This window comes from Dysgonomonas hofstadii (assembly GCF_014196915.1).
Taxonomy (GTDB): Bacteria; Bacteroidota; Bacteroidia; order Bacteroidales; family Dysgonomonadaceae; genus Dysgonomonas; species Dysgonomonas hofstadii.
Genome location: NZ_JACIEP010000008.1, coordinates 71,062 through 95,917 on the forward strand (window position 1 = coordinate 71,062; position 24,856 = coordinate 95,917).

General features: G+C 38.2%; 35 protein-coding genes and 1 pseudogene. All 36 read right to left on the reverse strand.

Features of this window, described 5'->3' with window-relative positions:
- Positions 1-26 precede the first annotated feature (26 nt).
- Positions 27-1,532 carry a phage major capsid protein gene (locus tag GGR21_RS11960; protein ID WP_183307465.1) on the reverse strand — a complete coding sequence of 502 codons (1,506 nt, stop codon included), beginning with the start codon at positions 1,530-1,532 and terminating at the stop codon, positions 27-29.
- Between the two features lie 4 nt (positions 1,533-1,536).
- Complete coding sequence (locus GGR21_RS11965; protein WP_246348060.1) at positions 1,537-2,289, reverse strand: HK97 family phage prohead protease; 753 nt, start codon at positions 2,287-2,289, stop codon at positions 1,537-1,539.
- Complete coding sequence (locus GGR21_RS11970) at positions 2,276-3,610, reverse strand: phage portal protein (protein WP_183307467.1); 1,335 nt, start codon at positions 3,608-3,610, stop codon at positions 2,276-2,278. Before GGR21_RS11970 ends, GGR21_RS11965 begins: the two co-directional genes overlap by 14 nt.
- Before the next feature lie 90 nt (positions 3,611-3,700).
- Positions 3,701-4,015 carry a hypothetical protein gene (locus GGR21_RS11975; RefSeq protein ID WP_221232990.1) on the reverse strand — a complete coding sequence of 105 codons (315 nt, stop codon included), beginning with the start codon at positions 4,013-4,015 and terminating at the stop codon, positions 3,701-3,703.
- A 143-nt stretch (positions 4,016-4,158) separates the two neighbouring features.
- Positions 4,159-5,607 (reverse strand): phage terminase large subunit, encoded by a 1,449-nt coding sequence (gene terL, locus GGR21_RS11980; RefSeq protein WP_183307469.1) that lies wholly within the window; start codon positions 5,605-5,607, stop codon positions 4,159-4,161.
- Entirely contained in the window at positions 5,588-6,097 is a 510-nt protein-coding gene (locus tag GGR21_RS11985; RefSeq protein ID WP_183307470.1) for a helix-turn-helix domain-containing protein, read from the reverse strand. Before GGR21_RS11985 ends, terL begins: the two co-directional genes overlap by 20 nt.
- 161 nt (positions 6,098-6,258) lie before the next feature.
- Complete coding sequence (locus GGR21_RS11990) at positions 6,259-6,834, reverse strand: hypothetical protein (protein WP_183307471.1); 576 nt, start codon at positions 6,832-6,834, stop codon at positions 6,259-6,261.
- A 141-nt stretch (positions 6,835-6,975) separates the two neighbouring features.
- Positions 6,976-7,158 carry a hypothetical protein gene (locus GGR21_RS11995; RefSeq protein WP_183307472.1) on the reverse strand — a complete coding sequence of 61 codons (183 nt, stop codon included), beginning with the start codon at positions 7,156-7,158 and terminating at the stop codon, positions 6,976-6,978.
- A 1-nt stretch (position 7,159) separates the two neighbouring features.
- Positions 7,160-7,366, reverse strand: a complete 207-nt coding sequence (locus GGR21_RS12000) for a hypothetical protein (RefSeq protein WP_183307473.1) — start codon at positions 7,364-7,366, stop codon at positions 7,160-7,162.
- A pseudogene (locus GGR21_RS12005) lies at positions 7,359-7,598 on the reverse strand (YopX family protein); the annotation flags it as partial. The pseudogene GGR21_RS12005 and the gene GGR21_RS12000, both read right to left, overlap by 8 nt.
- Positions 7,599-7,745: 147 nt before the next feature.
- Positions 7,746-8,165, reverse strand: a complete 420-nt coding sequence (locus GGR21_RS12010; RefSeq protein WP_183307475.1) for a hypothetical protein — start codon at positions 8,163-8,165, stop codon at positions 7,746-7,748.
- A complete protein-coding gene (locus tag GGR21_RS12015) occupies positions 8,166-8,798 on the reverse strand; it encodes a hypothetical protein (RefSeq protein WP_183307476.1) in 633 nt (210 codons plus the stop codon).
- A gap of 5 nt (positions 8,799-8,803) precedes the next feature.
- Positions 8,804-8,992: a hypothetical protein gene (locus GGR21_RS12020; RefSeq protein WP_183307477.1), complete on the reverse strand. Its 189-nt coding sequence runs from the start codon at positions 8,990-8,992 to the stop codon at positions 8,804-8,806.
- 8 nt (positions 8,993-9,000) lie between these two features.
- The gene (locus tag GGR21_RS12025; RefSeq protein WP_183307478.1) at positions 9,001-9,363 is read right to left on the reverse strand and encodes a hypothetical protein; all 363 of its coding nucleotides are present in this window, start codon (positions 9,361-9,363) and stop codon (positions 9,001-9,003) included.
- 2 nt (positions 9,364-9,365) lie between these two features.
- Positions 9,366-9,809: a hypothetical protein gene (locus tag GGR21_RS12030; RefSeq protein ID WP_183307479.1), complete on the reverse strand. Its 444-nt coding sequence runs from the start codon at positions 9,807-9,809 to the stop codon at positions 9,366-9,368.
- Entirely contained in the window at positions 9,806-10,474 is a 669-nt protein-coding gene (locus GGR21_RS12035; protein ID WP_183307480.1) for a hypothetical protein, read from the reverse strand. The genes GGR21_RS12030 and GGR21_RS12035 overlap by 4 nt, the downstream gene beginning before the upstream one ends.
- A gap of 60 nt (positions 10,475-10,534) precedes the next feature.
- Complete coding sequence (locus GGR21_RS12040) at positions 10,535-10,828, reverse strand: hypothetical protein (protein ID WP_183307481.1); 294 nt, start codon at positions 10,826-10,828, stop codon at positions 10,535-10,537.
- 1 nt (position 10,829) lies between these two features.
- On the reverse strand, positions 10,830-11,228 hold the full coding sequence (locus GGR21_RS12045; RefSeq protein WP_183307482.1) for a hypothetical protein: 399 nt from the start codon (positions 11,226-11,228) through the stop codon (positions 10,830-10,832).
- The gene (locus GGR21_RS12050) at positions 11,191-12,078 is read right to left on the reverse strand and encodes an HNH endonuclease signature motif containing protein (protein ID WP_246348061.1); all 888 of its coding nucleotides are present in this window, start codon (positions 12,076-12,078) and stop codon (positions 11,191-11,193) included. The genes GGR21_RS12045 and GGR21_RS12050 overlap by 38 nt, the downstream gene beginning before the upstream one ends.
- Before the next feature lie 6 nt (positions 12,079-12,084).
- Complete coding sequence (locus tag GGR21_RS12055) at positions 12,085-12,843, reverse strand: hypothetical protein (protein ID WP_183307483.1); 759 nt, start codon at positions 12,841-12,843, stop codon at positions 12,085-12,087.
- A 185-nt stretch (positions 12,844-13,028) separates the two neighbouring features.
- Positions 13,029-13,682, reverse strand: a complete 654-nt coding sequence (locus GGR21_RS12060) for a hypothetical protein (protein ID WP_183307484.1) — start codon at positions 13,680-13,682, stop codon at positions 13,029-13,031.
- Positions 13,672-14,559 (reverse strand): helix-turn-helix domain-containing protein, encoded by an 888-nt coding sequence (locus tag GGR21_RS12065; RefSeq protein ID WP_183307485.1) that lies wholly within the window; start codon positions 14,557-14,559, stop codon positions 13,672-13,674. Before GGR21_RS12065 ends, GGR21_RS12060 begins: the two co-directional genes overlap by 11 nt.
- 18 nt (positions 14,560-14,577) lie before the next feature.
- Positions 14,578-15,363: a PRTRC system ThiF family protein gene (locus GGR21_RS12070; protein WP_183307486.1), complete on the reverse strand. Its 786-nt coding sequence runs from the start codon at positions 15,361-15,363 to the stop codon at positions 14,578-14,580.
- On the reverse strand, positions 15,341-16,036 hold the full coding sequence (locus tag GGR21_RS12075; RefSeq protein WP_183307487.1) for a PRTRC system protein B: 696 nt from the start codon (positions 16,034-16,036) through the stop codon (positions 15,341-15,343). The genes GGR21_RS12070 and GGR21_RS12075 overlap by 23 nt, the downstream gene beginning before the upstream one ends.
- Positions 16,023-17,189, reverse strand: coding sequence for a hypothetical protein (locus GGR21_RS12080; RefSeq protein WP_183307488.1), 1,167 nt, complete (start codon positions 17,187-17,189; stop codon positions 16,023-16,025). Before GGR21_RS12080 ends, GGR21_RS12075 begins: the two co-directional genes overlap by 14 nt.
- A 4-nt stretch (positions 17,190-17,193) precedes the next feature.
- The gene (locus GGR21_RS12085) at positions 17,194-17,409 is read right to left on the reverse strand and encodes a PRTRC system protein C (RefSeq protein ID WP_183307489.1); all 216 of its coding nucleotides are present in this window, start codon (positions 17,407-17,409) and stop codon (positions 17,194-17,196) included.
- Between the two features lie 5 nt (positions 17,410-17,414).
- The gene (locus GGR21_RS12090) at positions 17,415-17,885 is read right to left on the reverse strand and encodes a PRTRC system protein E (RefSeq protein WP_183307490.1); all 471 of its coding nucleotides are present in this window, start codon (positions 17,883-17,885) and stop codon (positions 17,415-17,417) included.
- A gap of 11 nt (positions 17,886-17,896) precedes the next feature.
- The gene (gene dnaN / locus GGR21_RS12095; protein WP_183307491.1) at positions 17,897-19,024 is read right to left on the reverse strand and encodes a DNA polymerase III subunit beta; all 1,128 of its coding nucleotides are present in this window, start codon (positions 19,022-19,024) and stop codon (positions 17,897-17,899) included.
- A 16-nt stretch (positions 19,025-19,040) separates the two neighbouring features.
- On the reverse strand, positions 19,041-19,652 hold the full coding sequence (locus GGR21_RS12100) for a hypothetical protein (RefSeq protein WP_183307492.1): 612 nt from the start codon (positions 19,650-19,652) through the stop codon (positions 19,041-19,043).
- Positions 19,653-19,654: 2 nt separating this feature from the next.
- On the reverse strand, positions 19,655-20,050 hold the full coding sequence (locus GGR21_RS12105) for a DUF1064 domain-containing protein (protein ID WP_183307493.1): 396 nt from the start codon (positions 20,048-20,050) through the stop codon (positions 19,655-19,657).
- 89 nt (positions 20,051-20,139) lie between these two features.
- The gene (locus tag GGR21_RS12110; protein ID WP_183307494.1) at positions 20,140-21,810 is read right to left on the reverse strand and encodes a DEAD/DEAH box helicase; all 1,671 of its coding nucleotides are present in this window, start codon (positions 21,808-21,810) and stop codon (positions 20,140-20,142) included.
- A gap of 3 nt (positions 21,811-21,813) precedes the next feature.
- Entirely contained in the window at positions 21,814-22,431 is a 618-nt protein-coding gene (locus GGR21_RS12115; RefSeq protein WP_183307495.1) for a hypothetical protein, read from the reverse strand.
- A gap of 40 nt (positions 22,432-22,471) precedes the next feature.
- On the reverse strand, positions 22,472-22,879 hold the full coding sequence (locus tag GGR21_RS12120; protein WP_183307496.1) for a hypothetical protein: 408 nt from the start codon (positions 22,877-22,879) through the stop codon (positions 22,472-22,474).
- 33 nt (positions 22,880-22,912) lie between these two features.
- Entirely contained in the window at positions 22,913-23,125 is a 213-nt protein-coding gene (locus GGR21_RS12125; RefSeq protein WP_183307497.1) for a hypothetical protein, read from the reverse strand.
- Positions 23,126-23,128: 3 nt separating this feature from the next.
- Complete coding sequence (locus GGR21_RS12130) at positions 23,129-23,929, reverse strand: HNH endonuclease (protein WP_183307498.1); 801 nt, start codon at positions 23,927-23,929, stop codon at positions 23,129-23,131.
- Positions 23,913-24,833, reverse strand: a complete 921-nt coding sequence (locus GGR21_RS12135) for an ATP-binding protein (protein ID WP_183307499.1) — start codon at positions 24,831-24,833, stop codon at positions 23,913-23,915. The genes GGR21_RS12130 and GGR21_RS12135 overlap by 17 nt, the downstream gene beginning before the upstream one ends.
- Positions 24,834-24,856: the final 23 nt, after the last annotated feature.

Here is a 24,856-nt window from a genome sequence, read left to right on the forward strand (position 1 = left end):
CTTTATTGAATATAGAATTATGTATCCTAGGGATTACTGGGAGCGGCAGCCTCTATTGCCTCCATAATAGTTTCGTATTCTCCTTTTATAAAGGCTGATAAATAATTCGATTTGATGTACGCCAACAATCGCTTCTCACCAATCATAGTTACCATATTCTTGGTAAAGTCATCGTTTTCCCAACCAAACTCGATGGTCAAAGGAATATAATCGCGAATATTCAGGTAACTGAAGTCTCCTAAAACGAAAGATCCTTGATCTACGGATGGTGATGCTGCAATACGAAGCCCGGATATGATTTCACCATTAGCAAGGGAGAAGGGTGGAAACAAGTATTGCCCGTTAGCATCTTTTGTAAGACGCATATTTGCCAGGTCTATAGGGTTTACTCGCACTAAGTTAGGACGATAGTTCATCTTAGATACCGATACAACCTGTGTATAAGCAGCTATAATCGCATCAAAATAGTTTGGTGTGGCAACAGACAGTCCGGTCAATGTAAATTCGGGGATGTTTGTGAATACTCCTAGAATTTCTCCGTCTGTACCTGTACCATAAAGGATTCCATTTTCCTCTTCCAGCCCTATGCGGTTAATCACCTCGGCTCTAATTTCAGCAACCACCTGAGGGAGATCGACAAGTGTTTCTTCTGTTAATTTAACCGTAAGCGCTACTTTTCCGGCATTAATGGTTATTTCCCTTACTTTTGCATCCATCGATGGTTTTAATCCACCTTCCGGAACCCATTCAGCATCACCATTGATGTCATATAGTTCACCATAAGTAACAGTACGTGAACCAATACGTGCCACATTGGCATATTGCCGTAGATCACTTTCATACCTTGGAGGCGCAGATATAGATGGGTCGATCTCAACACCAGCAATCAGATTTGCTCCGGCTGTAGTCACAGCTGCTTTAGTGAGGAAAAGGGTTATTGTTTTCCGCTTTCCATTATCTGATGCTTTACAGGCTGCTTTCATATCCACCACTTCGCGCCCGGTGGAATCCTTCGAAATAAATCCTTCGAATTGCTCTCGGATCTGCTCGTCTAATGTTTTAACAACGATCTTTCCATTACTGCCTCTTTCTGTTGCTGATTTCAAACCGATAAGAGTTGAATTGAGTTCTTTTTTATAATCAGCCAGCTCTTTTTTAACTTCCTCGCTCAGATCCTTTCTATCTTCTAATTCTTTTAATTTGGTTTGTGCTTTCTGAAAACTATCCTGTAGTGTCTTCAGATCGATTTCACTTTCGAGATATTTTTTCACACTCTCTCCCATAGCCTTCCCCATGGCCTCGTCGAAATTTTCGAAGAAAGTTTTTTGGTCTTCTGTCAAGCTGTCTTTATCCAGATATGCCATCAATCCAAATCCTGCCATCGATACGCCTGCTCCAATAGGACTAACAGCAATAAAGCTGATAGCTATAATTGCAACAATGACAATTCCGAAAATAGAGCATACCAGTTGAAACCTGCGTTTTCTTCCTAGCATGCTGTTCTGTTTTAATTCTCTTAAATACTTTTTCATTTTCTCATTTTTTGATGTTATTAAACTTCACACCCGAAAACAAGTCTTCTGTTCCGGCGGCTTGCTTTCTGTTAAGTGGACTCCTGGGATGGCCTTTCTGCCCATCAACCGGCTTAACGTTAGCAAGTGCCCATGTTTTAGAGAGTAACCCCTGTATTGCGGATCGCTTATTTATTGTTAAATCTTTTAATTCACTTGTTATTTGCTCCTGTAGTTGCTGATAAGCATCATCTATCTGATCTGTCGATTTCAGTCCGGTGTATTCTGTTTCACCATTACAACCTATCGACACGACAGATATTTCATAAAGAATAACTTCGTTTACAACAAACACTTCCTGTCCATCGACTTCTTTCCATTCGCATTTCGCCCATACATATTCATACCCGATAGAGAACTGGTTAAGCGTTCCTGATTCAAGCTGGATAAGAGCTCTGTCACCAAGTTCTATTTTGTCAATGACAGCTTCGAAGTATAGACCTTTATCGTTTTCCTCCAGTTTAGTTATTCGGCCAATAGGCTCTGCCATATTATGCATCCAAAGCAGGATTATTTTGTCATTAGCATTGCTCAAAGGACCTCTTTCCCTTATTGATTTAGCAAAGCATCCTTTTATAAGCATATCCCATACTTTATCCACATTGCCGAATATTGCGGCATACCCACTTATAGTCCGGCTTTCTTTATCAAAAGTATATTCCTTTATTTCAAAGGACTTGTATTGCTTACCTATCGTTTTTTTGTTATTCTTGCTCATCTGCATTTTCGTTTGGATTGATATCTAAATATTCAGCTAATTTTATACGCGCCTCTCTTTTTGTAATAAGCCCGTCATTAAACAGTTCAAGTATAGATGACGATGCATTTTTCAATGTTGTGGATTCTGCTTGTTTATCTTTTTGCAAGGATGCTACATGGGAATAATCCATTTTTATAACTAATCCTTCTGGGCAGATAGCATTAGTTATTGTTTCAGATATATTTTCAGCATCTGGGATTATGAGATCCATATAAGCCGACCGTTTGGCGGCATCTTTATTATCATATTTACTATCTGAAGAGAAAAGACTGGGATCTAATCCTATAGCATTAGATACAAGATTAAGGCATGATTTGTCCTCTTCATGTAATTTCAACTGGTCAACATTGAATGTCAAAGGAATCCAGCCTACTTTTTTTTGAGTTACCCAGATAGAAAACAATTTGTTTACAATACCATATTTACTTTTAAACTTATCATTCAACTCATTTTTTTCTTTCTCTGTAAGGGCCGCATTCTGGAACTCGGAGTTATCATTATTGTATATTATACCTTTGGGGCCACCATGCTTAATAAGCGTTCCCCTGCCTATCATTTGAGCCATCCAGTTATTTACCGGATGCGACAGAGAGTCGCCGATGTAGTCATATACTATTTCCGAATTTATTCCCGTCGATATACATATCTCCGAATCTACGATAACAAAGAAATCTTCCTCCTCTAACTCAAGCTGTTCACCGTTCCAATCAATATAGGTTTTGCTGATAACCTCTTTTAATTCGGTTTGTTTCCATATTTTACCAGTAGATACCTGATGAAATAATTCGGGAGGAATAATGACCATTGAGACCGGAATTGAGTTTTTTGTAGCCCTCAATGTAAATACTGGGCAATATCCAAAAGCTTTTAGGCAAACTTCCACTTGCTTAAAGAACGATTTTCCAGATTGTAAGACATTTGGCTTTTTAATCAGACTTCTTATATCTTCGGCAGTATTTTCTTTAACCTCATTGCCGTCTTTATCCTGCACATAGTATTTAGCATTGGACAAGAAAGAGCCACACCTGTTAACCACTAACGAAAAAGGAGTACACACTCTAAGAGCTAATCTCTTGTGTGCGTCTTTTTGCATATCAAAGTCAATCTTATTATTCTTGTCTCCACCTTTTATTAACCCATTCCAATCACCTAGTAGTTCGTTCAGATACCACCAATTCCCGTCTTTATCCCGTCCAGCAAATGATGCATCATCATACATTTGTTTTCGGCGAACAAATGGCGACTGAAATTTTAAAGGAAAACGAAAGTATTTTGACATAAAAATATATTCTGTTTCCTTTAAAATATAAGCTGAAATAAAAAATCCCGCCTTTTAGGCAGGATAGGTATATAAATTTATAATTAGACCTTAATCTCTCTTCACAATCCTATAATATTTGCCAATATCACATAATACATCCACAACTATATTATATTTATCCATTTTATTAAACGATTCGAACATTGTCATAAACTGCACATATTCTTCTGTTTTCGTTTTTCTGAAGACAAAAGATTTTATACTATTTTCCTGGGTAGCCAGCCGATGCTCAAATTTTTTCTTTTCCAAATACAGAAATACATCCACATTTAAGTCGGATCTTAGAGTAAAGGCCTCCTGGATATATATCGATGCATCGAACCGGACAGAAACTACCGGATAGTTTTCCTCCTTATTCTTCAATATAAATTTAATTTTATTTATACAATCAGTTATATTATCCAACATATACGCCTGGTGGATATATACTTTATTATCCTTGATAAAAAATAACACAATACAACATTCATCAGTTGACGGCTTTACTATCATAATTAACTCATTCATTACCAGTCTTCCTCCTTTATCTCTGAATTTGTTATAAACTTATCATCGAATGATTCTGCTAATATTGTTAAACTATCAGGAGCATCGTCATATTTGTTACCACCCTCTTTCTTGTATGAAGTAAGCCATTTTATAAACCACCAGTAATCAGATCCTCTTTCATACTCTGACTCATCCAAAAAATGCATATGTGATTTTATCCATCCGGATTTCATTAATATCCGGGTAGGCTTATGCCCTGTTGTCGGAACAGGATGAATGATACATTTATTTTTTGGATCGACAGTTTTTACAATACGGCTTACTTCTTTTGCAAAAGACTTTCCGCCGTTATTAGATTCTATCCTTATATGATCACATTTTTTATCAATTATAAGTTGCGCTAAACGAGGTTCTGTTATATCAATGTTGTCTTTAGTAAAGATAGCATCAGTTATATAAATATCATTACCAAAAACAGGACCCATCGGAGAGCTCAAATAGTCATTTCCTTCATCAGCGACATCAGTTGAGCCTATAACTCCATCCGGTACGCGCCCTTTGATATCTGATAGTTTAAACCGTTTTAATTCTGATTTTGGAAATAACAATCCTTTAACCTCAATAGGATTTTGTTGGTATTCTGCCTCCCAGATACTATCATCTGTTTCTGCCCTCTTATCCGTATAATATTTCGTTGTATGTACATCTTCACAAAAAGATTTATCATTTTCATCAAGAGCAGCTATACGGATTTTTTCATTATAGTACTTCCCAGCACGAAACTCCTCTAATCGGCCTAACACATCATTTGCAGACCATCGTGTTCCAATGTCTATACAACAACAATTTCCTTCTGTTCTTGAATCGTGGGTGCCTTGGAACCAACTCCATGTTCTTTCATTATTATTATCTGATAAGGCATCTTCTAATGACTTATACAGGTCATCGGTAATAGCCAGCATAGATGCACCAAAACCAATAATAGTACCACCTACACCAGCTCCAAAATATGATACTTGCCGCGCACCCTCAATACTCCATCCATGAACGTTTTGTTTATCAGATTTTAGTCTTATATCCGGGAATATTTCTTTATATTTCCTCGATTTTACAATATCCCTGGTATCGTATGATAATTTATTGTATAATGGATCGGCGCAACAGTTACGCATTACAGATTCTTCAGGAAAATGTCCGAACATCCAACTTATAAAAAGTGACGTTATGTAAGATTTTCCGGCACGAGGTGGCATACTCACCGCGAGTCGATAAATCAAATTGTTAGAATATGCTTGAAAAACGCGTACAAAAGCTTCTGCTACTTTTTTTAAAAATAGACGCTTTGCGAAAAACGAAGGATCCATATACAAGCAATAAGCCCAGAAATCGTTCCGGGCTTCCCGCTTCTTGAGGACTATAGAAGCTTTCGCTTTTCTTAATAATATATCACGGCTCTTTTTTGTCATTAACTATACTTAGGAGTTGCTCATCTGTCATGCTTTCCAATTCATCTTCTAGCCTTACAGCGGCATCTAATTCTTTGCGGTCTCGCCATTTATCAGGCTGTCGGTTCTTTAGCCAGAATATTTGAGCAGTGGTATCAGGAGGCATATGTTTTTTTATAATTTTAGCTTCAAAAAGTGTTTCAGGAAGACAGTCTTCATCTTTTGAATCTACTATAACCTTTTCGTAGTAAATTTCATTAAAATCATAGCCAAGTGCCCGATTATACAACTTGGATGCTACTGTCGCATCCGCTAAAGCCTTACCTTTTTTTAGGGACTGAAGAAATTCTGGGAATTTCTTTTTCCAGGTATTGAACGTCTTCTCTGATATACCGAACAGATCAGCCATTTCTTTATCAGTAGCGCCCAATAAAGAGTAATTTTCGGCAAGTTGAATATATTCTTGCTTGAATGCTGTTTTACGTCCCCTATTGCTTTTAGTAGCTGACATATCTTTTCTATTAAAATATAAAAAGGATTTACATTTCTGTAATTCATTCCTCCATATACTTTCTGTTTAATATTTGTTTTCCACATCGCTCAAAAGAGACATTTTCCCAGATGGAAAGCACAGTTATAATACCCATTTCCCAATATTATTATTTTATATTTTCACTTATAAATAATATTTCCATTTATTGCACTTTTAATCATCTCTAATATTTTATTATAGGTATTACATAGATAATTCTTGTCTTCTGGTCCTTTCCATTCAGATAAACTATTCCCTTCGAAGAACTTCCATGAAAAAAGACGCTTTGCTTTATCAGATAGCTGTAAACTTTCAAATATATTCCTAACCAGGTGTACTTGTTTCAATATTTCGCCTGGACCATCAGATTCGACATACTCCTCTTCAATTAAGTTTAACTGTTGAAAATCAACATTAGCATCTACTGGTAAATGCCTGTATTTATGCCTGTATGGAGATGTTGGTGACTGAATATTCAATTTTATCATTTGTAATATATAGTAATCAAGTTCCCGATACGTCCCTTTTTTTTTATTGTACAATTGTATGATATATTCATGGCTCCTATTATATTTTTCTAGAAGCATTACCATTACCTCGTTTAGAACATCAATAGCTTCTTCATCCATACTAGTATGAGAGCAATGATATTTTGCATAATCAAGCCATCTATAATATCCGTCAGATATATATTTATCCAATTCCTCTCTAGTCATATTTATTTTAATTAATTTTGTTACCAGCTATTGATTTAATAAATGACCGGGAGGTTCTTTTTTTAATAAAATATCCCTGTAATAGATTCTATCTAAAACAGGGATATTATTTTTTTTAATATACTATTATTTAATCAAGTCTTATGGAGAGTATGCTTTGAACTTTGTTATATACCAATCGCTCTCACTTCCGGCAAAAGGATCATACCCTCCAACTTCAATAGGTTTGTATCCGGCATCGATAAGGGTTTTTCTTGCTCCTTGCTCATCTGTACGCGATATAAGTACAAAACAGACAGTAAGTAGTAATAATGTTTTCTTCATATTATTTCATTTTTATAAATGCTTCGATAAATATTTTATTCAACATTTCGGCAAGATCTCCATGTGCATGAAGAGAATTTCCCTCTAAGAAAGGATCTTCATATACCGGGATAATCATACCGTTAATGTTTAGTTCCATAGGTTCATAACCTGCCTTTTCTTTCAGTAGGTTATACATGCGCGGAGAGAGATAGAGAATATTATCCATTAGTCAATAGCTCGGGGTTGTCGTGAATGTTGCCAACTACTTTAATATTATTATTCATGCTATGTAGCTTCCAATCTGATCCATTCTGGCCTCCATTTACCCAGAATCCAGACTTATAAAACTCAATCCAATAATACCTACCTGTATAATCTTCCATGATATCTCCCTCATATATCTCTTTACCATTCTTATCTGTTAAGCCTGTGAACTGTCCAACAGTTTCGGGGATAACACCTATTACCTTCTTATATTGGTTTTCCTCAGTGCAGATGCAATACTTCATTTCTTGTTAATTGGGATGTTGAAATTGCGTATAATAACCAAACACCCATTCTTTTGTATCCTCGTCTTTTCCTCTAAATTTTATCTTTCTCATTGCTCAATATTTTAAATCTGTCCAGTGAATAATTTGCCCCTCGAAATCGGTATTGAACCACTCCATAAAATCATTTACATTCTCAAAGCCGTCATTAATAGCTAACTCATAGACTTTATCCGATGGTAAATGCTTTCCGTCCACAGTGATATACATAGCGCCACCCTGATGAGTGATTATTATATCCTGCACCGATTTACACACTTCCAATCCTTTGATATTCTCATTGAATTGGAAATATTCTTTTGTCCGCACACCTGTAGCCAGATGCAACTTCATACCGGCTCTCCACCTTTTGCCGTGCCTGATCGTATGCTTTTTGGGGACATAGGCCTCAGCCCATTCCAGAAGCACACAAGCCAATATCTTTTGCACGAAGTGGGTAAGCTTGCCGTTTACTTTTGTTTTAAATCCTAGTGTCATTTATCTAAATTTTTCAAGTAGTTTATCAATGAGTCGTTTCTTTCTCTCTGCTATACACCATTTACCACCTTTCGGAATAATCAAGGCAATAGGCATATGCTTACATGAACACAAATCTGGCTTTGTATCATGATTGTCATACCAGAATAAAAAGCCGCCGTTTCTCCACATTTTGCCTTCATATACTCCAGAGGGATAAGATGATTCATAATTATAAAGGATGTTGAAGTCCTCTTGTTTCATTATCACATGAGTTTCGGTAAAAATCAAACTCTCAACTTTGGGTTGACGCCATCCACCGCCCAATGGATGGGTTATTGGTGGTATTATAGCTTTCTTCTTACCTCCCATTGATTCTTTTACTTCCTGCAAAGACTCAATAAGCATATCAATAGATTTTATCTTATTGAATTTCAGAATGACAGATTTATGTTTATCCAACTCGTCTGTATTTTTCAAGCTGGATGGATGCTTATCCCATTTACTTTCATCTTTTGGAAAATCCTGAGTGAGAATAACCATACTGTGAAAGCTCTCTTCCTCTTCATGGGCTGTAACCATTTTTATATCACCAGTACCAAATGTTATTTGCTGATGCTGTTTATTTCCTCGTTTTACTTTTTCAAAAGGCATAATATTTATTCTTTTATAAGTTTCACTTTTACCGGGCCACCCTCATAGGTAACCTCAACATCTTTGTATAAATCGGAATGTTCTGTTATCTCGATTGCATTATTGTCAGAGACATATACTCCGAACTCATCATCATGTGTCGGCTCACTTGTATGCAAAACAATCGGGCCATCGCTATCTTTTGTTATCCACATAGTTTTATTTATTGAGTTAAGAAAATAGCTTCTCTTACGGTTTTTAGCATGATCCGCATATCAGGTTCGTAGATTTCATCCTCCAATATGTTTTCATCTTCAATGCAATCTTTGAGAGATTTGGCACAAAATCTCCTCTGTCTTTCAAGGAGTTGTTCTATTTCCCCTGTCAATACTATAAGTTTTGTGCTGTCAACATCTTTTATTCCTGCTTTTTTAAGCATTTCCAATACAACATAGAACTTGTCTTTTTCTCTTTCCATTTTCAATCGAGCTTCTTCCCTATCAGCTTTCATCTTAGCCTTTATATCTTCCGGGAGGGCATCTTGTGCATCCTTATCGAATGTGATACATTTTATTTTCTTGTCCATGGTTATAAAGTCTTTATATCTATTGCTAATCCTTGTCCTATTAGTCCGTGAATGTCAAAATGCCATTCGTAGAGCTTTTGGAAGAGTTCTATTTGGTGTGATGTATGCCATGCATCCCATCCGTCACTTGATTCAAAAGAATCATCTTTGTAGCTAAAATATGCCATCGATGGATGTGCAGTTATAGCTAAATTCCTACTTTCTTCTAATAACCAATCATAGTAAGGTAGTGCTATCTTTGCCAGTTCCACAATAGGTATCTTCCCATCTTCCAAGCATGGTTTGTATAGGGCGGACATCGGGCGGAGGATGGGCTTCCTTACTTCATTTTCTACTAATGTTGTATAATTTAATGTTGTCAAGCTAAGCGAGGTACAATTTTCTTTAAACATTAATAAATTATACGGCAAATAGCCAGCTATATCTTTTAATTCTAATTTCCTCATTTCAGCAATCTATTAAGGTTTGATTTTTTATTTATCTTAGTGAACTTCTGTAGTTCTCCAATCAGATCTACCACCTCGGCAGCTGTAGGCTCAGGCAGATTATTATGTCCGCTATCAGCCCCTACATTCACCTGTTCGGGGTTGCACATCTTAATCAACCTCAGCATAGGGCTCATATCGAACTTCATAACCGGTTCGATGGTGACATAAGTCTTTGCATACTTACTCAGGTAAGCCATTGCTTCTACCCTGTAATATGGCAGAGGGCTATCCCGCATCACTGGATGAGGTCTGTTACTTTCTATCGTAGTACATACGACCGATCTTTTGAATACCGGATGTTCGATATATTTTATTATTCGCCCCGGGTTTTTCGACTGGAAGAGATAGCGGTTATCCGGGAAACTATCGCAATAGTCCAACGTTCTGATTATCCACTCTTCTGGATGCTCATTCGCGAACAGATCATTACTGCTACCGACAAAAATAAAGTTGTCAGCGCCCAAGTCGGTTTTAAATTCCGACTCATCCAAACGGGGCGGGTTCAGTTTACCCCACCGCTTCATATAACAATACCCGCAGTTGTGCGGGCATTCTCCTTTTACTGTATTGAAAGTATGGGTAACAAAGTCGTACATGTTACCCTTCGATTCGTTTAGTGACATGATATATAATTTTCTTTGATTATTGTATATTTCAGTATATAATTCCGGACAAAAATTGTATTATCCGTCCAGAACCCCCTCTCCAAAGATTGCAACAGGTAATTCCATATTCATAGTGAAAAAATCATGCTGTAAACCCATATATTCGGCTTCAGCCAGTTCCTCGGAATACATTTCCGTTACATCGGGATTCCACAACACACGCCCATCGGGTAACCGTTCCATCAATTCCATAAAAAACGCCAGCCTGTGACAATATTTGAACACATCCAGCGGCATGTCTTTAGTGGGAGTTATGACAACGGTTTCGATGGGTGTTGTCTTATCGAACAGATTAAGTTGAAAAGGATTCATATTACTTCAAAAGTTGAAGAGTCTGAACCTTTACTTTCTCCAGATCGATAATAGATTTTACCGTTTCGTTGATAGCTTCGGCTTTCGGAATATACTTGTCGTCTTTTTCTATCTTTTGAATAGTATCAAGTAGTGTATTCTGAAGAGTTGCATACATGGAGTTGCTTTGTACAACCATATCCAAAAGAGTAGGATTTTTAACCAATCCGTTAGTGTTGAGAAGCACAAAATATTCCAGCTCCTGATCGATATCCGCTAGGGATATTTTTATGTCCCCAGTATCTGTTTTGAGAATACCGAAGCTTTCACTCTCTATTACATCATGTACAGTCATTCTTCCTACACCTTCGTATCTGTACACATTACCTATCATTGTTCTTAATCTGTCGATCGCTTCCATTTTTTTCTTTTATTTTTCTGGTTAATAACATTTGAGCCCGTTTCAATTCAATTAATTCGGGATGAGATTCGACTATTGCTGTTCTTTGCTCCTTGGTTGATTTTTGTCCAAGCATACAAAAAGCTACAAAGCCATCTGCTAGATTTATAGTTCCGGAATTACGCAGTTGTATCTCTCTGTCTGTAATACATTCCAAATTTTCTAATACACAATTAAGCGTATTACCATCTTTGAAAACAATATTGTAACCTTTGGGTACTTTTCCGTAAGCCTGTTCCCACAGGTAACGATGATAATGTCTGAACTTTCCATCTATTTTTATGTGTTTGATCATCCGTCCATAATGCTTCCATACCCTTATGGTTCCATCGGGTGCTATGGGTTTTATTCCCAGAGTATAAACATTGTCTTTTTTACTCCAGGCGGGAGTAAGCCCTATCTGAATATTTCTTCTACGGATATAATTATATTCATCCTCAGCTCGTTTCAATCCTAGCAAAGTCATTTTCTTTTCGATGTGCTTTTTCTTAAAGGTTCGGAATACCTTTTCGCCATCGATAACACGAAATGTACGTTTGAACTTATTAAGCTCAATAGCCAGCTCCTTGTCACCTTTCGTTTGGTAATTATCAATGAGGTATTGAATATCCTCTTTACACCATCGAATCTGAACCTGCTTAGCCAGTTTCATACGGATACATTGATGTCGTAAGGCTTGAACTGTTGCCGATTGGTTTAATTGCTTCACTGCTTCGAACAATTCTTTCCACGTTTTACGGTAGTAATTACTCCGGATGAATTCTAATTGTTCCTCTGACCATAAAACAGGTATCTTAGGTTTAGATTTCATCGTACATCAATTAAGCTGTTGTAACAATCCACGAAAATTTACCCTCTCATGTATCATTTTCATTCGTCCCTGGCTTAAATTTTCTTTGGAAGAATTTTTCAGGCATTCCTTTTCTGATTTCTTATGCAGTATAGTGTAAAGAGGAAGAGCTTTTATAAAATTATCCTTCCGAGTATACTTTATCAGGCAATCAGGACAAATGCAATCGAGTTTTACATCATCATAATCTATGCCGAGCATTTTCCCGACTTTGGAAATATCCATACCAGATACTTTTTCCAAAGCATTATCGAAGAATGCATCAAAGCCGGTCACACAATCACCGTAATAAAAAGGATATTCGAGTATTTTATATAATCCCGGCTCTTTGTGAACGATTTTTGATATTTCTTTTGTGATAAAGAAATGTTCTGTCATTTCATCATTATCATAAGAATCTTCACAGATTGGGCACGATGTCCTAAATTTATCATCGTAACAATCATCACATAAGAGGTCTTGATATTCTTTGTGATAATTGGGATATCCACCCCATTCAAAAACGCCTTTCCCGCAGTTCTCGCATTCGAAATCCTTTTCCCGATCGGATCGGAACTGGTCCCACCCTTTCTGTGAATATGAATAAAAAGCAAAAGTGTTCTTTTTTATATATACTCTCCATGAATAGTGTTTTTTGTAATAGCGGCGCCAATCTTCCTTACTCGTTCCACTTCTGAAATATTTAAGGGTTTTCTTTGTTTTCCGTGGTAATCTAAATTTCCTCATAACAGACCTCCTTTTCTTCATACGTCAAACTGACCTGTCCTACACGAACGTCGTTATTTTTTGCCACTTCCTGCCGATAGCTTTTAAGGCAGTTTGTACGGTGGTTAACTCTCACATTCCCCTTTCCGCGGATGTGAATTACTGTGATTCGATATTTTTCAAACATAATTTTTTGTTTTATTGCGTTACAAAATGTCTTTAAACCTTTTAATTCGTTGTTTCTTTTCATCTAATTCCTGAGCTGCTGCAACTTCGTTTTGTTGTCGTGTTTCCTCAAGCATTTTTTTGAGGTTCGGCATCTTATCAACATTCTGCATCAGGGCAACACCCAACGATTGTAGATTAGGAAACGGTTTTTGCATTTCTGCATTTGCTTTATACATAGCAGATCTTCTCTCTTTTACATACTCCGAAAAACAGTTTAGTATAAATTCCCCAGACAGATTGTTATAGAGAGGACCATATCCACCCATCTTGATGCGGGAGATAACCAGCGTAAGCTCGGCTATATTCAGGTACGACCACCGTTTAACTATCCAAAAGGATATTTCTTTTATCTGTTCCTTTGTAAGATGTTGTGATACATTCACGAAAATATTCAGCGTGGCCAGATGAACAGATATAAAGTCTGAAGGGCAATCTTTGCTATACCAGCTCGCCAGTTCCGAAAAAGTGACAGCCTGGCTATTGATACAATGCTCAGCTAATTCGAAATCGCCATATTTATCCATACATACAGTCGGATTTACTTTTGTGATAAACTCGATAGCCTTGTTGTATTTCGCCAGTACCAGTTCCTTTCTCTTCTCGGGTATCATTAATTCATTTCTATTGTCCATATTTCACACTTAGTTCTTCTGCTATAGCTACAGCTGTCCCCATGGCAGTTTGTTTGTTTAATGATGTGGAATTATTATTCTTATATACTTTATTGAAGCTTTGGTCTAAAGCTTTCTTGAAAGTACTTACCCAGTCAATTTTGGCACTCTTGGAAGATTTTTTATTCTTCCATCCTGCTTCCGTACCCCAAAAGTCGCGATGGGCTTTTTCAAGGGAGAGAACAATATCCATGTTAGGATGATAACGTTCCCTGTCTTTGATAAAGTCCTGATTTTGGATGAGATTATTATAGACAGCCGTTTCTTCCTCGAGGTAAATATCAAATGAGTCGCGCCACGTTTTTTCTGTTTTCTCTTTCTCTTTTTCCCCCATACCCCCTTTATTACTATCTCTTTCATTACCCATACTATTACTATTACCTATACTATAGCCCCTTTGAAGGGGCTTTGAAGGGGCTTTAAAAAAATCTTCAACAGTTTGAAAACCAAATAAATCTGATTTATCGTTTAGTCGTTTAATAATTCCCTTATGCGCCATATTACTTTCGTTCAATGGCAGGTTGTTTTGGTTTTTGATAAAATTCCGGATGAATATGAACTTGCCATCATTAGAATACAGAATGCGGGGGGCAGGGGCTTCCTCTCTCGATGCTTTCTTTATCTCCTGTTTATCGTCCGGACATAACTCTACAAATGCTTTCTCTATGGACTTCCTATCAGTGCCAAGCTCAAAGGCTATAGTCTTGATGTTAACTTCCAAAAAGCCGGCTATGTCGCATTGATCGCACAGGTACATAAATAGGAGCTTCGATAAAGGACTCAACTCACTGAACCAATTATCTACCCACTTATCTGTATTAGTATATCTGTTAGCCATATTTTTTATTAATTATTATCATACAGGAATGGGGTTTACATTCATTGTCTGTAAATTGAGGTATAGGCCCGAATAATCGACCATACCCTCACGGAATAATTTCCAAAGAAGGTTACATCCGAGCTGTGCAAGCGTCGAATTGATAAACATATCTTGTTTGCTTATCGCTTCGGCCAGGGAACACGACGGTCCCGAATCTTCCTCTTTTACTTTCTGCAGGGAAAACCGCTTTGTAACAAGGGGAAGGCTTGCCACAGTTTCTGTTTGTTCAGATGTTGGTTGTTTTATATCCGTAACTGTACCTAAGATAACCTGACCGGAGTTTACTGTATTACCAAAGTCCAGCCAGTAATAAGGCTGTATAAAAGGCGGATAGAAATGAGATCTCAATGTTGTTAAATACTTCGATATCTCAAGGCGGGATTTTACATTATCCACACAGGTTATAATGATATTGCTATGATTTTTACTGTCATACTTCTTATCTATAGCTTTCCATGCTGTTCCATAGAACCTGTTAATGCGTGTCACCAGTGCGATCGCTTTATTTAGTCCTATTTCTGTTTCACTGAAAAGCTGGCGCCCAATATTGGCATGAGTAACAATATCATCATCATAGGCAATAACATGTAAGCCAGGATGTCCTAAACTCATCAGACCCTGATTCATTCTAGCTAGACAGCTGAGAACCTGCGAACCAGTACCCCCGCATCCGACAACTGCAACAGTGACCTGATGGGTAGGATTGATAATATAATTCTCTGCAAAATGTCGTCTTTGTTTATTTGTCAGATTCTTTTTCATTTAATAAATCTTTTAGGGTTATATCACTCAATAGCAATACTTCTTCGTCAAATTTCTCTTTCGATTTCTTAGTAACCAGTACAAGGTTTCCCTTTATAGGATTTCTCCCCAGATGTGAGAACTCGGTAAGCCAGAACTTATCTTCCCAATATTTAAAGAAATCATTGAAAGATGGATTACTTGGATATGTTACCTCAGCTCTACCAATGCAAACTGCAGCATCTGTTACATTGAAATAAGGCGCTTTGAATAATTGGTTTTTAGGTTTCTTTCCCTTAAAAGCATACACATTCAGCTTTTCCCCATTGACAACATAGATGATCCCCGGAACACAATACTCTCCATCTTCAATATTCAGGCTCTGGGTAAAATACATCATCCGTTTTCGTGGCGGGTTATACCAGATGTATTTTTGATGTCCTACCCGATTATCGAAGTATAAAAGATTGGAAGGTGTGCAACCGTGTGGCTCCATACTGAATTCCACACTGAAACTACTTGCGATCTCTGATATACATTCGACAGTAAGCGGAGAACCTACCCCCATAACATAACCCTCATCTCTTTTATTAATGGAATGTGATTCGAAATAGTAATCTTCCTGATTCTTATAGCCTACGATCGACACAAAGGGCTTTAACTCCCTGTAAATCTTATCGTCAATTCTTCTCATGGATGTCTAATACTGATATTAATAAATCTTTTTTCTCGTAGTCCTCAAAAGCTGATATCAAATCTTCTAGCCACCAAAAGAACAATTCAGGTGAACGGGGAAGAAGTGGTTTATCCTGGTCTGGCGTTACAATTATTTCTGTTGAAGGTATGTGATCCATATAAATCTCAAATGCAGATGAATATAAAGCCTGTTCAATATTTTGTTCCAGAAATTCAGTGAGCTTGTCCTGAGTGTCATATACAAAGCGGAATAACTGATTCATTTCAAAAATCTCGTAGCCGTCATGATCATACTCTCCGTCCTCATTCATTTCCTGATCTTCATACATTTGGTCATAAGCATGGAGCATGTGCTTCTGTACATAAGTGTTTTCAAGAAGTGGAATACCTCTTTCGATCAGGATTAGTATTTTCTTTTCGGCTTCGTTTTTTGGCTTGAAGTTTTTGAGAGATTTTTTAAGCTTTTCGGTGTCACTTTTTTCTTTATCCAGATATTTGAAAAGCATATCAATCTTTCCACCCTCTTTGCATCCTTCATACAATTGCATAAGCTCTTTATCATCCTCAGAAATATCTTTTAAATTAATCCCATTTTTACAATGCCATTCGCACTCTTCAACAAATCTGAGATAGTCCCACTCTTCAGATAGAACTGCAGCACCGTAAGATTTTAAACAGAGGAGTAAATGGGTGATAATCTTTTTGAATTTTCCTTTTGCCTTATGTAAGATATTACACGGTATATAATACCTCTTATCCATGAAGAAATTAGTATCAAAATAGATATAGAATGACGGTAAGCCTTCATGATCAACGATTGTCATGTCCTGCCGATCTTCCAATATCCCTTTCATGTAACTTAGCAGATTCCTAATATCATGATCTTTCGGTGGTGGGTTAGAACTGCCTACAAGCTTAGAATAATTCTCTGCCGACTGATACAGATATTCGTAACTATCGAAAGTAAATACCGGTAGAACTGCCCCCGCAGTTTTAGTAGTAAAAACGGTCTTTAGAAAACAATATCCTGTTTCAATCCTTTTGGAAGAACCCGCTTGTAGTTCTTCACCCCTTGGGAGATATCCCCCCTCTCGATTTCCCGAGAGAGGATATTTCCCAATGCTTTGTATGTTATGGTTAGTCGCTGACATTTTTTCATCCTTTCGTTCCTACAGTCGTTTTGAACTTGTAAATCATCTTATCATTTTCGACAGTGGGCCCGTGTACCGTGGCTGTTGTCAGTTCGGAGTGCTGCGATGAATAATGGTTCATCACTTGATCGGGTGTCATGGCAGGGTTAGGATCCTGCAATACTGTTCTTGATTTCTCAATGATGAACTCACGTATGAGTTCTTTTGTATTTAGTGCCATAATTATTAAAATAAGCTGGTTTGACTTAATGAGTTGGTTAGTTCATCCACCTTGCGGGATGCTTTAGAGTGTTTCGGTTCTTTTTCCAGAACCTTTTTATACTCGGCCAATGCTTCTGATAGCTTGCCGTCTGTTTCGTACTTCTCAGCGTCTTTAATCATTTTTCCAATGATATCGCTAACCTCTTTAGCTGCTTTTGTGCTGCCAGCTGCCGCTTCGACTCCTTTCTCATATTCAGCGATATTGGATATGATTCCGCCCGATAATTGAAGTGGTCTGGTTATCTCACTGACGAATCCCTCGTCAAGTTCCTCAGCTGTACCGGTAAGGGTTAGTGGTTTGATTTTCTTTACAGCATCGTCTTTGACGCCATTATCGAGGTGCAATACTGTGACAGTCATATTGACGCCTGTCTTGTGGATGGTGATTGATACCGATTGTCCGGCAGCAATCATTTCGTTTATCTCTTTAAACATGATTATGAAATTTAGTCAATTAATAATAGTGGCATTAATAAAAGAGTGAGTTCTGTGTCCTCATCGTCCTCTACAGGCTTGACAAGCATTGCCCGGCTCGGTTCTGAGAATGACATTACAACATCATCCGGAGCTCCAGCTAACAGGTCTTTCATAAATGTACCTTTGAATCCTATCTTTATGGCATCTGTAGCACCTTCTTTCAGTTCTTCTTTTGCCGATTTATTGAAATCAACATCAGCAGAAGAAAAAACACAACTTTCAGTACTTGCTTCCAGCTTTATCATATTGGTTGCCATATTGGAAGTGATAAGCAGACGATCGATGATGCTTACAAGGTCTTTTTTTGCGACCTGAACAGTTATATTATTATTCTGTGGAATAACTGAATTGTAGTTCGGGTAACGCCCCTCGATAAGCCTTGCGGTTAATGTTGTAGGACCTACTGTTATCCACACCCTGTTTTCTGTTGCTTTCAGATAAGCATTCCTGTCCTCATCGCTCACATCATCAATATATTTCATAAGTAGGATAACTGCCATTTTGGGAAGATTGACAGGTTTCAGGTCGATTCCTTTCATGGTGAAATCTGTGTACTTCGATAAGCGGTGCCCATCGGAAGCAACAAAGGTCACACAATCCTTTTGGATATCCATAAACACACCATTCATCACCGGGCGAAGCTCATCATTGGCCGACTGCTTAATGTTCTTCCCGAGTGCAACCTTCAGACGATCGGCAGGGATAAGATAGGCCACTTCTTCGGTATCTTCCATCTTTGAATAATCTCCCTTGTCGAGTATTGCAATCTTGAATTCTCCCGAACCGTGTAATACAGTTGCCTGATAGGCTTTAGGATTTATCTCGATTGAGATAGGCTGAACGGGAAGAGTTTTCATTGTGTCCAGTATTGTTGTGTCTAGGCAGAAGATAGAATCACCCTCTGGCTGACTTACCTTGAGGAAAGTTTCAATCTGGATATTCGTGTCGCTTCCTGTCAGGGTCAATACATCGCCTTTTAGTTCACACAGTATATTGTCATATACCGGCAGTGTGTTTTTGCCGTTGATAGCCCCGCAAACCTTTTGCAGGTGCTTTTGTAGTAGAGATTTGTCTACTATGAACTTAGTTTCTTTCATAAAAATTAATATTGCGTTATAAAAAACAGTTGTTTATTTTCTTTTTTCTTTTTTCTTTTTTACTCTTTTTCCCACCTTTTTTATTCAAGGCGCCCATATAGAAAGGCTGATTATTTTCGGTTAGGTCTGGAGTATAAAGAGCATCTTTAGGAGAGAGTGCCAGTTCATCCCTAATCTTCATTGGTGGCATTGATTCAATAAACTTTTCAGAAAAGACATCTGATCCGGAAGCGATATCAACACCAACTATCATTGCATTCTTGCCTATTTGTTCAGCAGCATCCAGAGCAGCTTTAAAAATGGAATTATCCATACCCGGGCCAACAATAGCAATCCGTTTATTTTTTTCTAACAGAGTAGCAATATCTCCGATTGGGTAAGAATTTTCAGTGATACTGTCAATAGCCGTTGAATATCTTTCGATTGAAGGATTGAAGCCGTTATACACAAAACCATCATCGAAATGCAGAATTTCAAAGAATGGATCAATAGAATCGACAAGAACCCATTCACCGCCATATTTATCATTTAGCTTCTGTTGAATTTCCCGGCATTGTTCCTGACTACAGGATAGCAATACTTTTTCTGATGTTCTGTGCTTGGCAAATATTTTAAAATTGAATATCATGATTATGTTTCTTTTATTTTTATTCCATATATCTGGAACATTAGTTTCTTCTTGATCCTGTATGCTTCGGTCTTTACGCCTTTCGCGTCCTCAACCACAAGCTCTTTGTTATTACAGTTATCGTTGTAGGTAAAGTCAGCATAATAGGAGCAGCTTTTTTCGATACATACCTTTTTCAACTTTAATTTCGTTTTTAGCTGGACAGGTATTTCATCGTATTGAGCCGGAATAAGAAGAAAAGGAACTTGTTCTTTCAGATTGGAAATAAGCCCCTGTTGTTCCATCAGCTTCAACTGTCCGGCACGCTCACTCTCTTTCTTGGAATCGTATTTCCCTGTTTTCTTGTTCCGGTACTTGGAACTCCGTTTTCCCAATTTTCGATAGTCCTTTACATTCATATCTTACAACTATTTTAGTTTGACCTTTACGGTTAATTCTTCCGATCATTTGTTTTTGGATATCGGTTAATTTATTTTCCATATTTCTTTTATACGTTAAAGATGTTAGCGACCATATCTATCATGTTCGTTTCGACAGTATCGACCGAACCGGTGACGGCATTGGCAATGTTTTTCTTTTCCTGAATGATTTTATAAACCTTTTCATCGATCGTGTTCTGACCGAGAAAGTAATAGACCATAACAGACCCCTTTTGTCCGATCCTGTGTAATCTGTCCTCACATTGTATACAATCCGCATACGTCCATGGGAACTCTACAAAGGCAACGTTCTGGCAGACCTTTTGCAATCCATCCACACCAACACCAGCCGCTTTAATAGAGCAGATAATGATAGGTATATCGGGGTTACTCTGGAAACTGTCAATCGATCTCTGTTTGTCCTCTGCAGTATCACCCCCGCGGATGGTTACCGCTTCGGGAAAGTATTTCATAAGCGCCTCGGCTACTTCCCTGAGGTGGATAAACAGTACCATCTTTTGTCCGCTCTGGATAAAGTCCTCAACGAACTCGATAACATCCTTTATCTTTCCCCTGGCTGATACGTTGCGCAAAATCTGTATACGAACCATCACTTCCCCACGCATCGACTTGGCAATCTTTGCATCATCAGCATCTTTATATTTACGCAGGTACTCAATGAGGTTTTTCTCTGCGTCCATATATTCCCTTCGGTTTGTAATCTCACAAGTAAGAACCTGACGTACTTTATCGGGTAGATCCTTTAGTACTTCTTTCTTTTCTCTGCGGAAGAAACAATTTTGCCTGAGTATCTGATTTAACTCTCTGAGGTTGCTTGCTTTATTGGGGCCGGAGCAATAACGCTTAATAAAGTTCTGATATCCGCCGAAGTTTTGAAGTTGTCCCATAATACCCAGCTGTGGTGCTAAGTCTTTGGGCTTATTTACGACCGGAGTACCCGACAGGCAGATAACCATTTCCTTGCCGTTGGCTATACCCATTGTCAGCTTACTTTGCTGTGCGGAGAAATCTTTGCACTTATGAGATTCATCGACAATAACCGATTTGAACAGCTTGATTATATCTCGGAATACAACATCGGCAAGCATCCACCCTTTGGGTTTCAATAGCTTCTGTACGAAAAACTTTTTCAGTGATTCATAATTAACGATAAATACCTGATTCATGCCAGCTTCCCAAAAGAAAGGCCATGTGTCGACTACTTTATCATCAAGTATCATGGCTTTTTTATCGGTGAACTTATGCCATTCCCGCTGCCAGTTTATTTTTATGGCGCTAGGGCAAATAACAAGACAAGGAAAAGCATCGGCCAGATTTACCGTACCGATGCTTTGAAGTGTCTTTCCCAGTCCGGGATCGTCCCCGTTGAGGAAGCGTTTGAACTTTAGCCCTGTTGCGATACCATCGCCCTGATAGGGGTAAGGGTTTACTTTCAGTTGATGGGGTATAATAAGTTTCTCCAGCTCGACAGGGGTATAGTCAACATAGACGTTTTTGGGCGGTTCTCCCATAATTACATCAGTGATGAATTTAGCGTACCGTGCGAACTTTTCTATTTCCAACTGGTATGCTGCTGAGATAGTCCAATACTTTCCAAGGTATCTCGCATCCGTCCTTGTCTTGATATCCTGTAGCTTACGTACCAATTTCGGATGATAGTCGAAGTATATTTCATAATAGCTTCCAAGATTACCCGTTTTCAGTACAATATTTACCATATCCTAGAATTCTGCTACTACTTCTGTTTCTGCTTTCTTTTTCTTTCCTGAACCTTTCCTCTTTTTCAGTTCGGTAAGGTTCTCACCCGTATTCTCTGCTTCGGCAATGTTCCGGGCCTCTTCGTCCGAATGAGGAGCGAACTCCATTTCTGATTGTTTTACTCCGAACTTGCCATTTTCCAGATATTCCTTTACTTCATATTCGCAAGCCTCAACAGCTAACTGCAATTCGGAAGAGAAAGGATAATCTTCACTTTCGTATTGGGTAAATGGCATATTCACCGGAAGAACTTTGCTGCCTTTCAGTAACCTTTGTGCAACGATGCTCACACCTGCAGATTCATCACTGCCACCGATGGAGAAACCGGTAACGACAATATTTTTTAGTTCCTCATGAATAGTATCGAGGTTGCTTTCATCGATATTATTCATTTCGGGCATTTCACAGACACAGACAACATGGGCTTTCAGTTTATCGAACGCCAGCTGTAAGTCCGGGTGGATGATCTGCGGACACGTCCTGTTTACCTCATCGGTATAATCGCCCTCACTTTTGTAATCATCATAAGTGATTACCAAGCCACCGTTCTTGATGGCTACCTTTTTAATGTCTTTAATCATATTTTTCTCTGTTTTATTAAATAAAAAAAGAGGAGAATGTTTAAAATCCCCCTCTCGATGTATATTGCATTTCTGTTTTTGCCTTACTTATGATCGTCCGGCACCAGTCTATCTGATGCGTACAGGCAGCATTTAGCCGTTCAATAAGATCTACCAAATACTGTTCTTCTTTCGATGCCGATTTTACAAGTTTATTAATAGCGGAAGGTGTAGCTCCGGCATGTTTAGCTGCATCTTTTAGGATTTCAAACACATCTGTCTTGGTTGTAGTGTTCAAATGATATTTAGCATCGGCCAGCATCTTTGTGGTTCGTGCGAGATAAGCAGATAAATCGTTACCACGCTGTACCGCCTCTTCGGGGTTCTCACTCATTACCATATCGAGGTAGTCCTGTATTTTGTAGGCCTCTTTCAGTAAATCCTCTTTCGATGTTATATGTAATTCCATAGGGTAAAAAAGGGAGCGGTTATACTCCCTTGGTTAAGAATTGTTTTTTTCAACTGTTTTTTCGCATTGAGAAATAGCCCAGTCAATTTTCTCTGAATCCATATCATCAACAACCTGATTTATATCTTTATCGAGATTTTGATGAGAATACATTCGTTTAAACATGAGTTGTTGTGCTTCGTTACAATTAGCTAGAAGTTCCTTTAAATATGTCTTTCCCATATCAATATAAGTTTGATTCTTCATATCTTATTCTGTTATATTAAATATTTTCTTATCTGTAATCACATCCCGATGTGCTTCTATGAACTCAATGAGTCCTTCGCATACTTCCACCAGTCGCGGAATATCCCTGTCAGGAACATAGCTGTAATGCTCCGAAAAGGTTTCGTACTCTGTGCCTGATTTCTTGTCATTGTACTGAGCAATATTATACTCGAAGTCGGTTATATTATTCCCTTCCTGATTGAGAGTGAACGGATATACAATATGTTGCCAGTTTCTTCTGAACTTGCCGACTGTATAGCTCTTAGTAAACTTGATATCATGTACACATAAGGGCATCAGTTCGTCAATATATCCGTATAGCCTGACATCACCATAGCGAGTGGATAATATCCCGGCAGTGAATAGTTGAGTAATAGCACCCTTGTAGTATTCCGCAAATTCCTTACAGACAGAAAGGTCATACTCAAACATGAAATCATTTATACATGCTACAACCTTTTGAGATTCGGGCAAAATGATAACAACAGTCTTTTCCCCATTGTAGATATATACATTCTTCTGAACCTCTTTGAATGTTCTTTCAATCAGGCAATCGACAATATCATTAAAAGCCGTACCTCTATCTGCTGCTGCACTCTTGAAAGGCACACGGTTAATCTGGTTGATTAAGTCCTGCCTTTGCTTTTCCTCGAACTCTTCTTCGGTAAATGGGGGCTCCTCGCTGAACCCCCAGTACTGATTGTAAATAATTCGGAAATCGAGATAACTTTGATACTTATCGAGGAGAGTCGCATAGAATTGATATCTAAGCGGCTGGTTCATACTCGTCAGTGTCTTTGTTATACTTCAAATTCAGTTCGGCCAGCTTATCGGAAAACAGTTTTCTGGCCACCACCATAGAATTACCAACATGGGCGAAGTTCTTTATCCTTCCGGCAAAGTCTTTTGCAGACAAAGCATCTGTAATCAGGATAATATTGTCTTTCAGTTCGGCAATGACCTGATTGTATTTCTCTGTTTCGGCGTCCCTGTCGTCAAGCCGTTTCATATATGGAGCAATAACCATATCCTGTAAAGCGGTATTTTTATGAGTAGGGTTACCATTTGCATCCACAATCATAGGAATGTTTATTACCGATGGCAGGTTACAGGTGTTCTTACCATCGTTACGGTCTGTCGGGTCAAATGTGATAGTCCATTTTTTCTCCCTTACTTCCATATATCCCAACAAGTCTAGTTCGGTAACAATGGAATTATAATTCTTTTCCCGAAGAGCTGGAATAAACACCGTATTGTCACCCTCTTTACGTGTATCACGGTGGCAGATAAATACCTGATGCTTTTGCAGAGAAGAGAGTTTACGGGTAAATGTACCGAACTCAGCGTTAATGCCGTTCCAATCCTGGACACGGGGAACTCTTCCGGGACATTTGTAGTCGATAATGAAATCCATCATTTTGCCAAGTGTGTCCACAACAATAGTATCGAATGCGGAAAGATCCTCATTCAAGACATTCATTGCTTCAGTCCAGTTAGCTACTTGGACAATGCCGACATCGTGAAGATGTGCTTTGTTTACACGCTTAGCGCCACCATCGAAGTCAATCAATAGTGCTTTTGGAGCTGACAAGCCAAGGGTTGTTTTACCCATACCGGCCTGTCCATAGATTAAGATTTTAAGGAAACGGGGTATTTCCAGTTCGTTGAATTTTCTGATTAAAGTCATGATTTCTTTTTTTGATTGTTAAT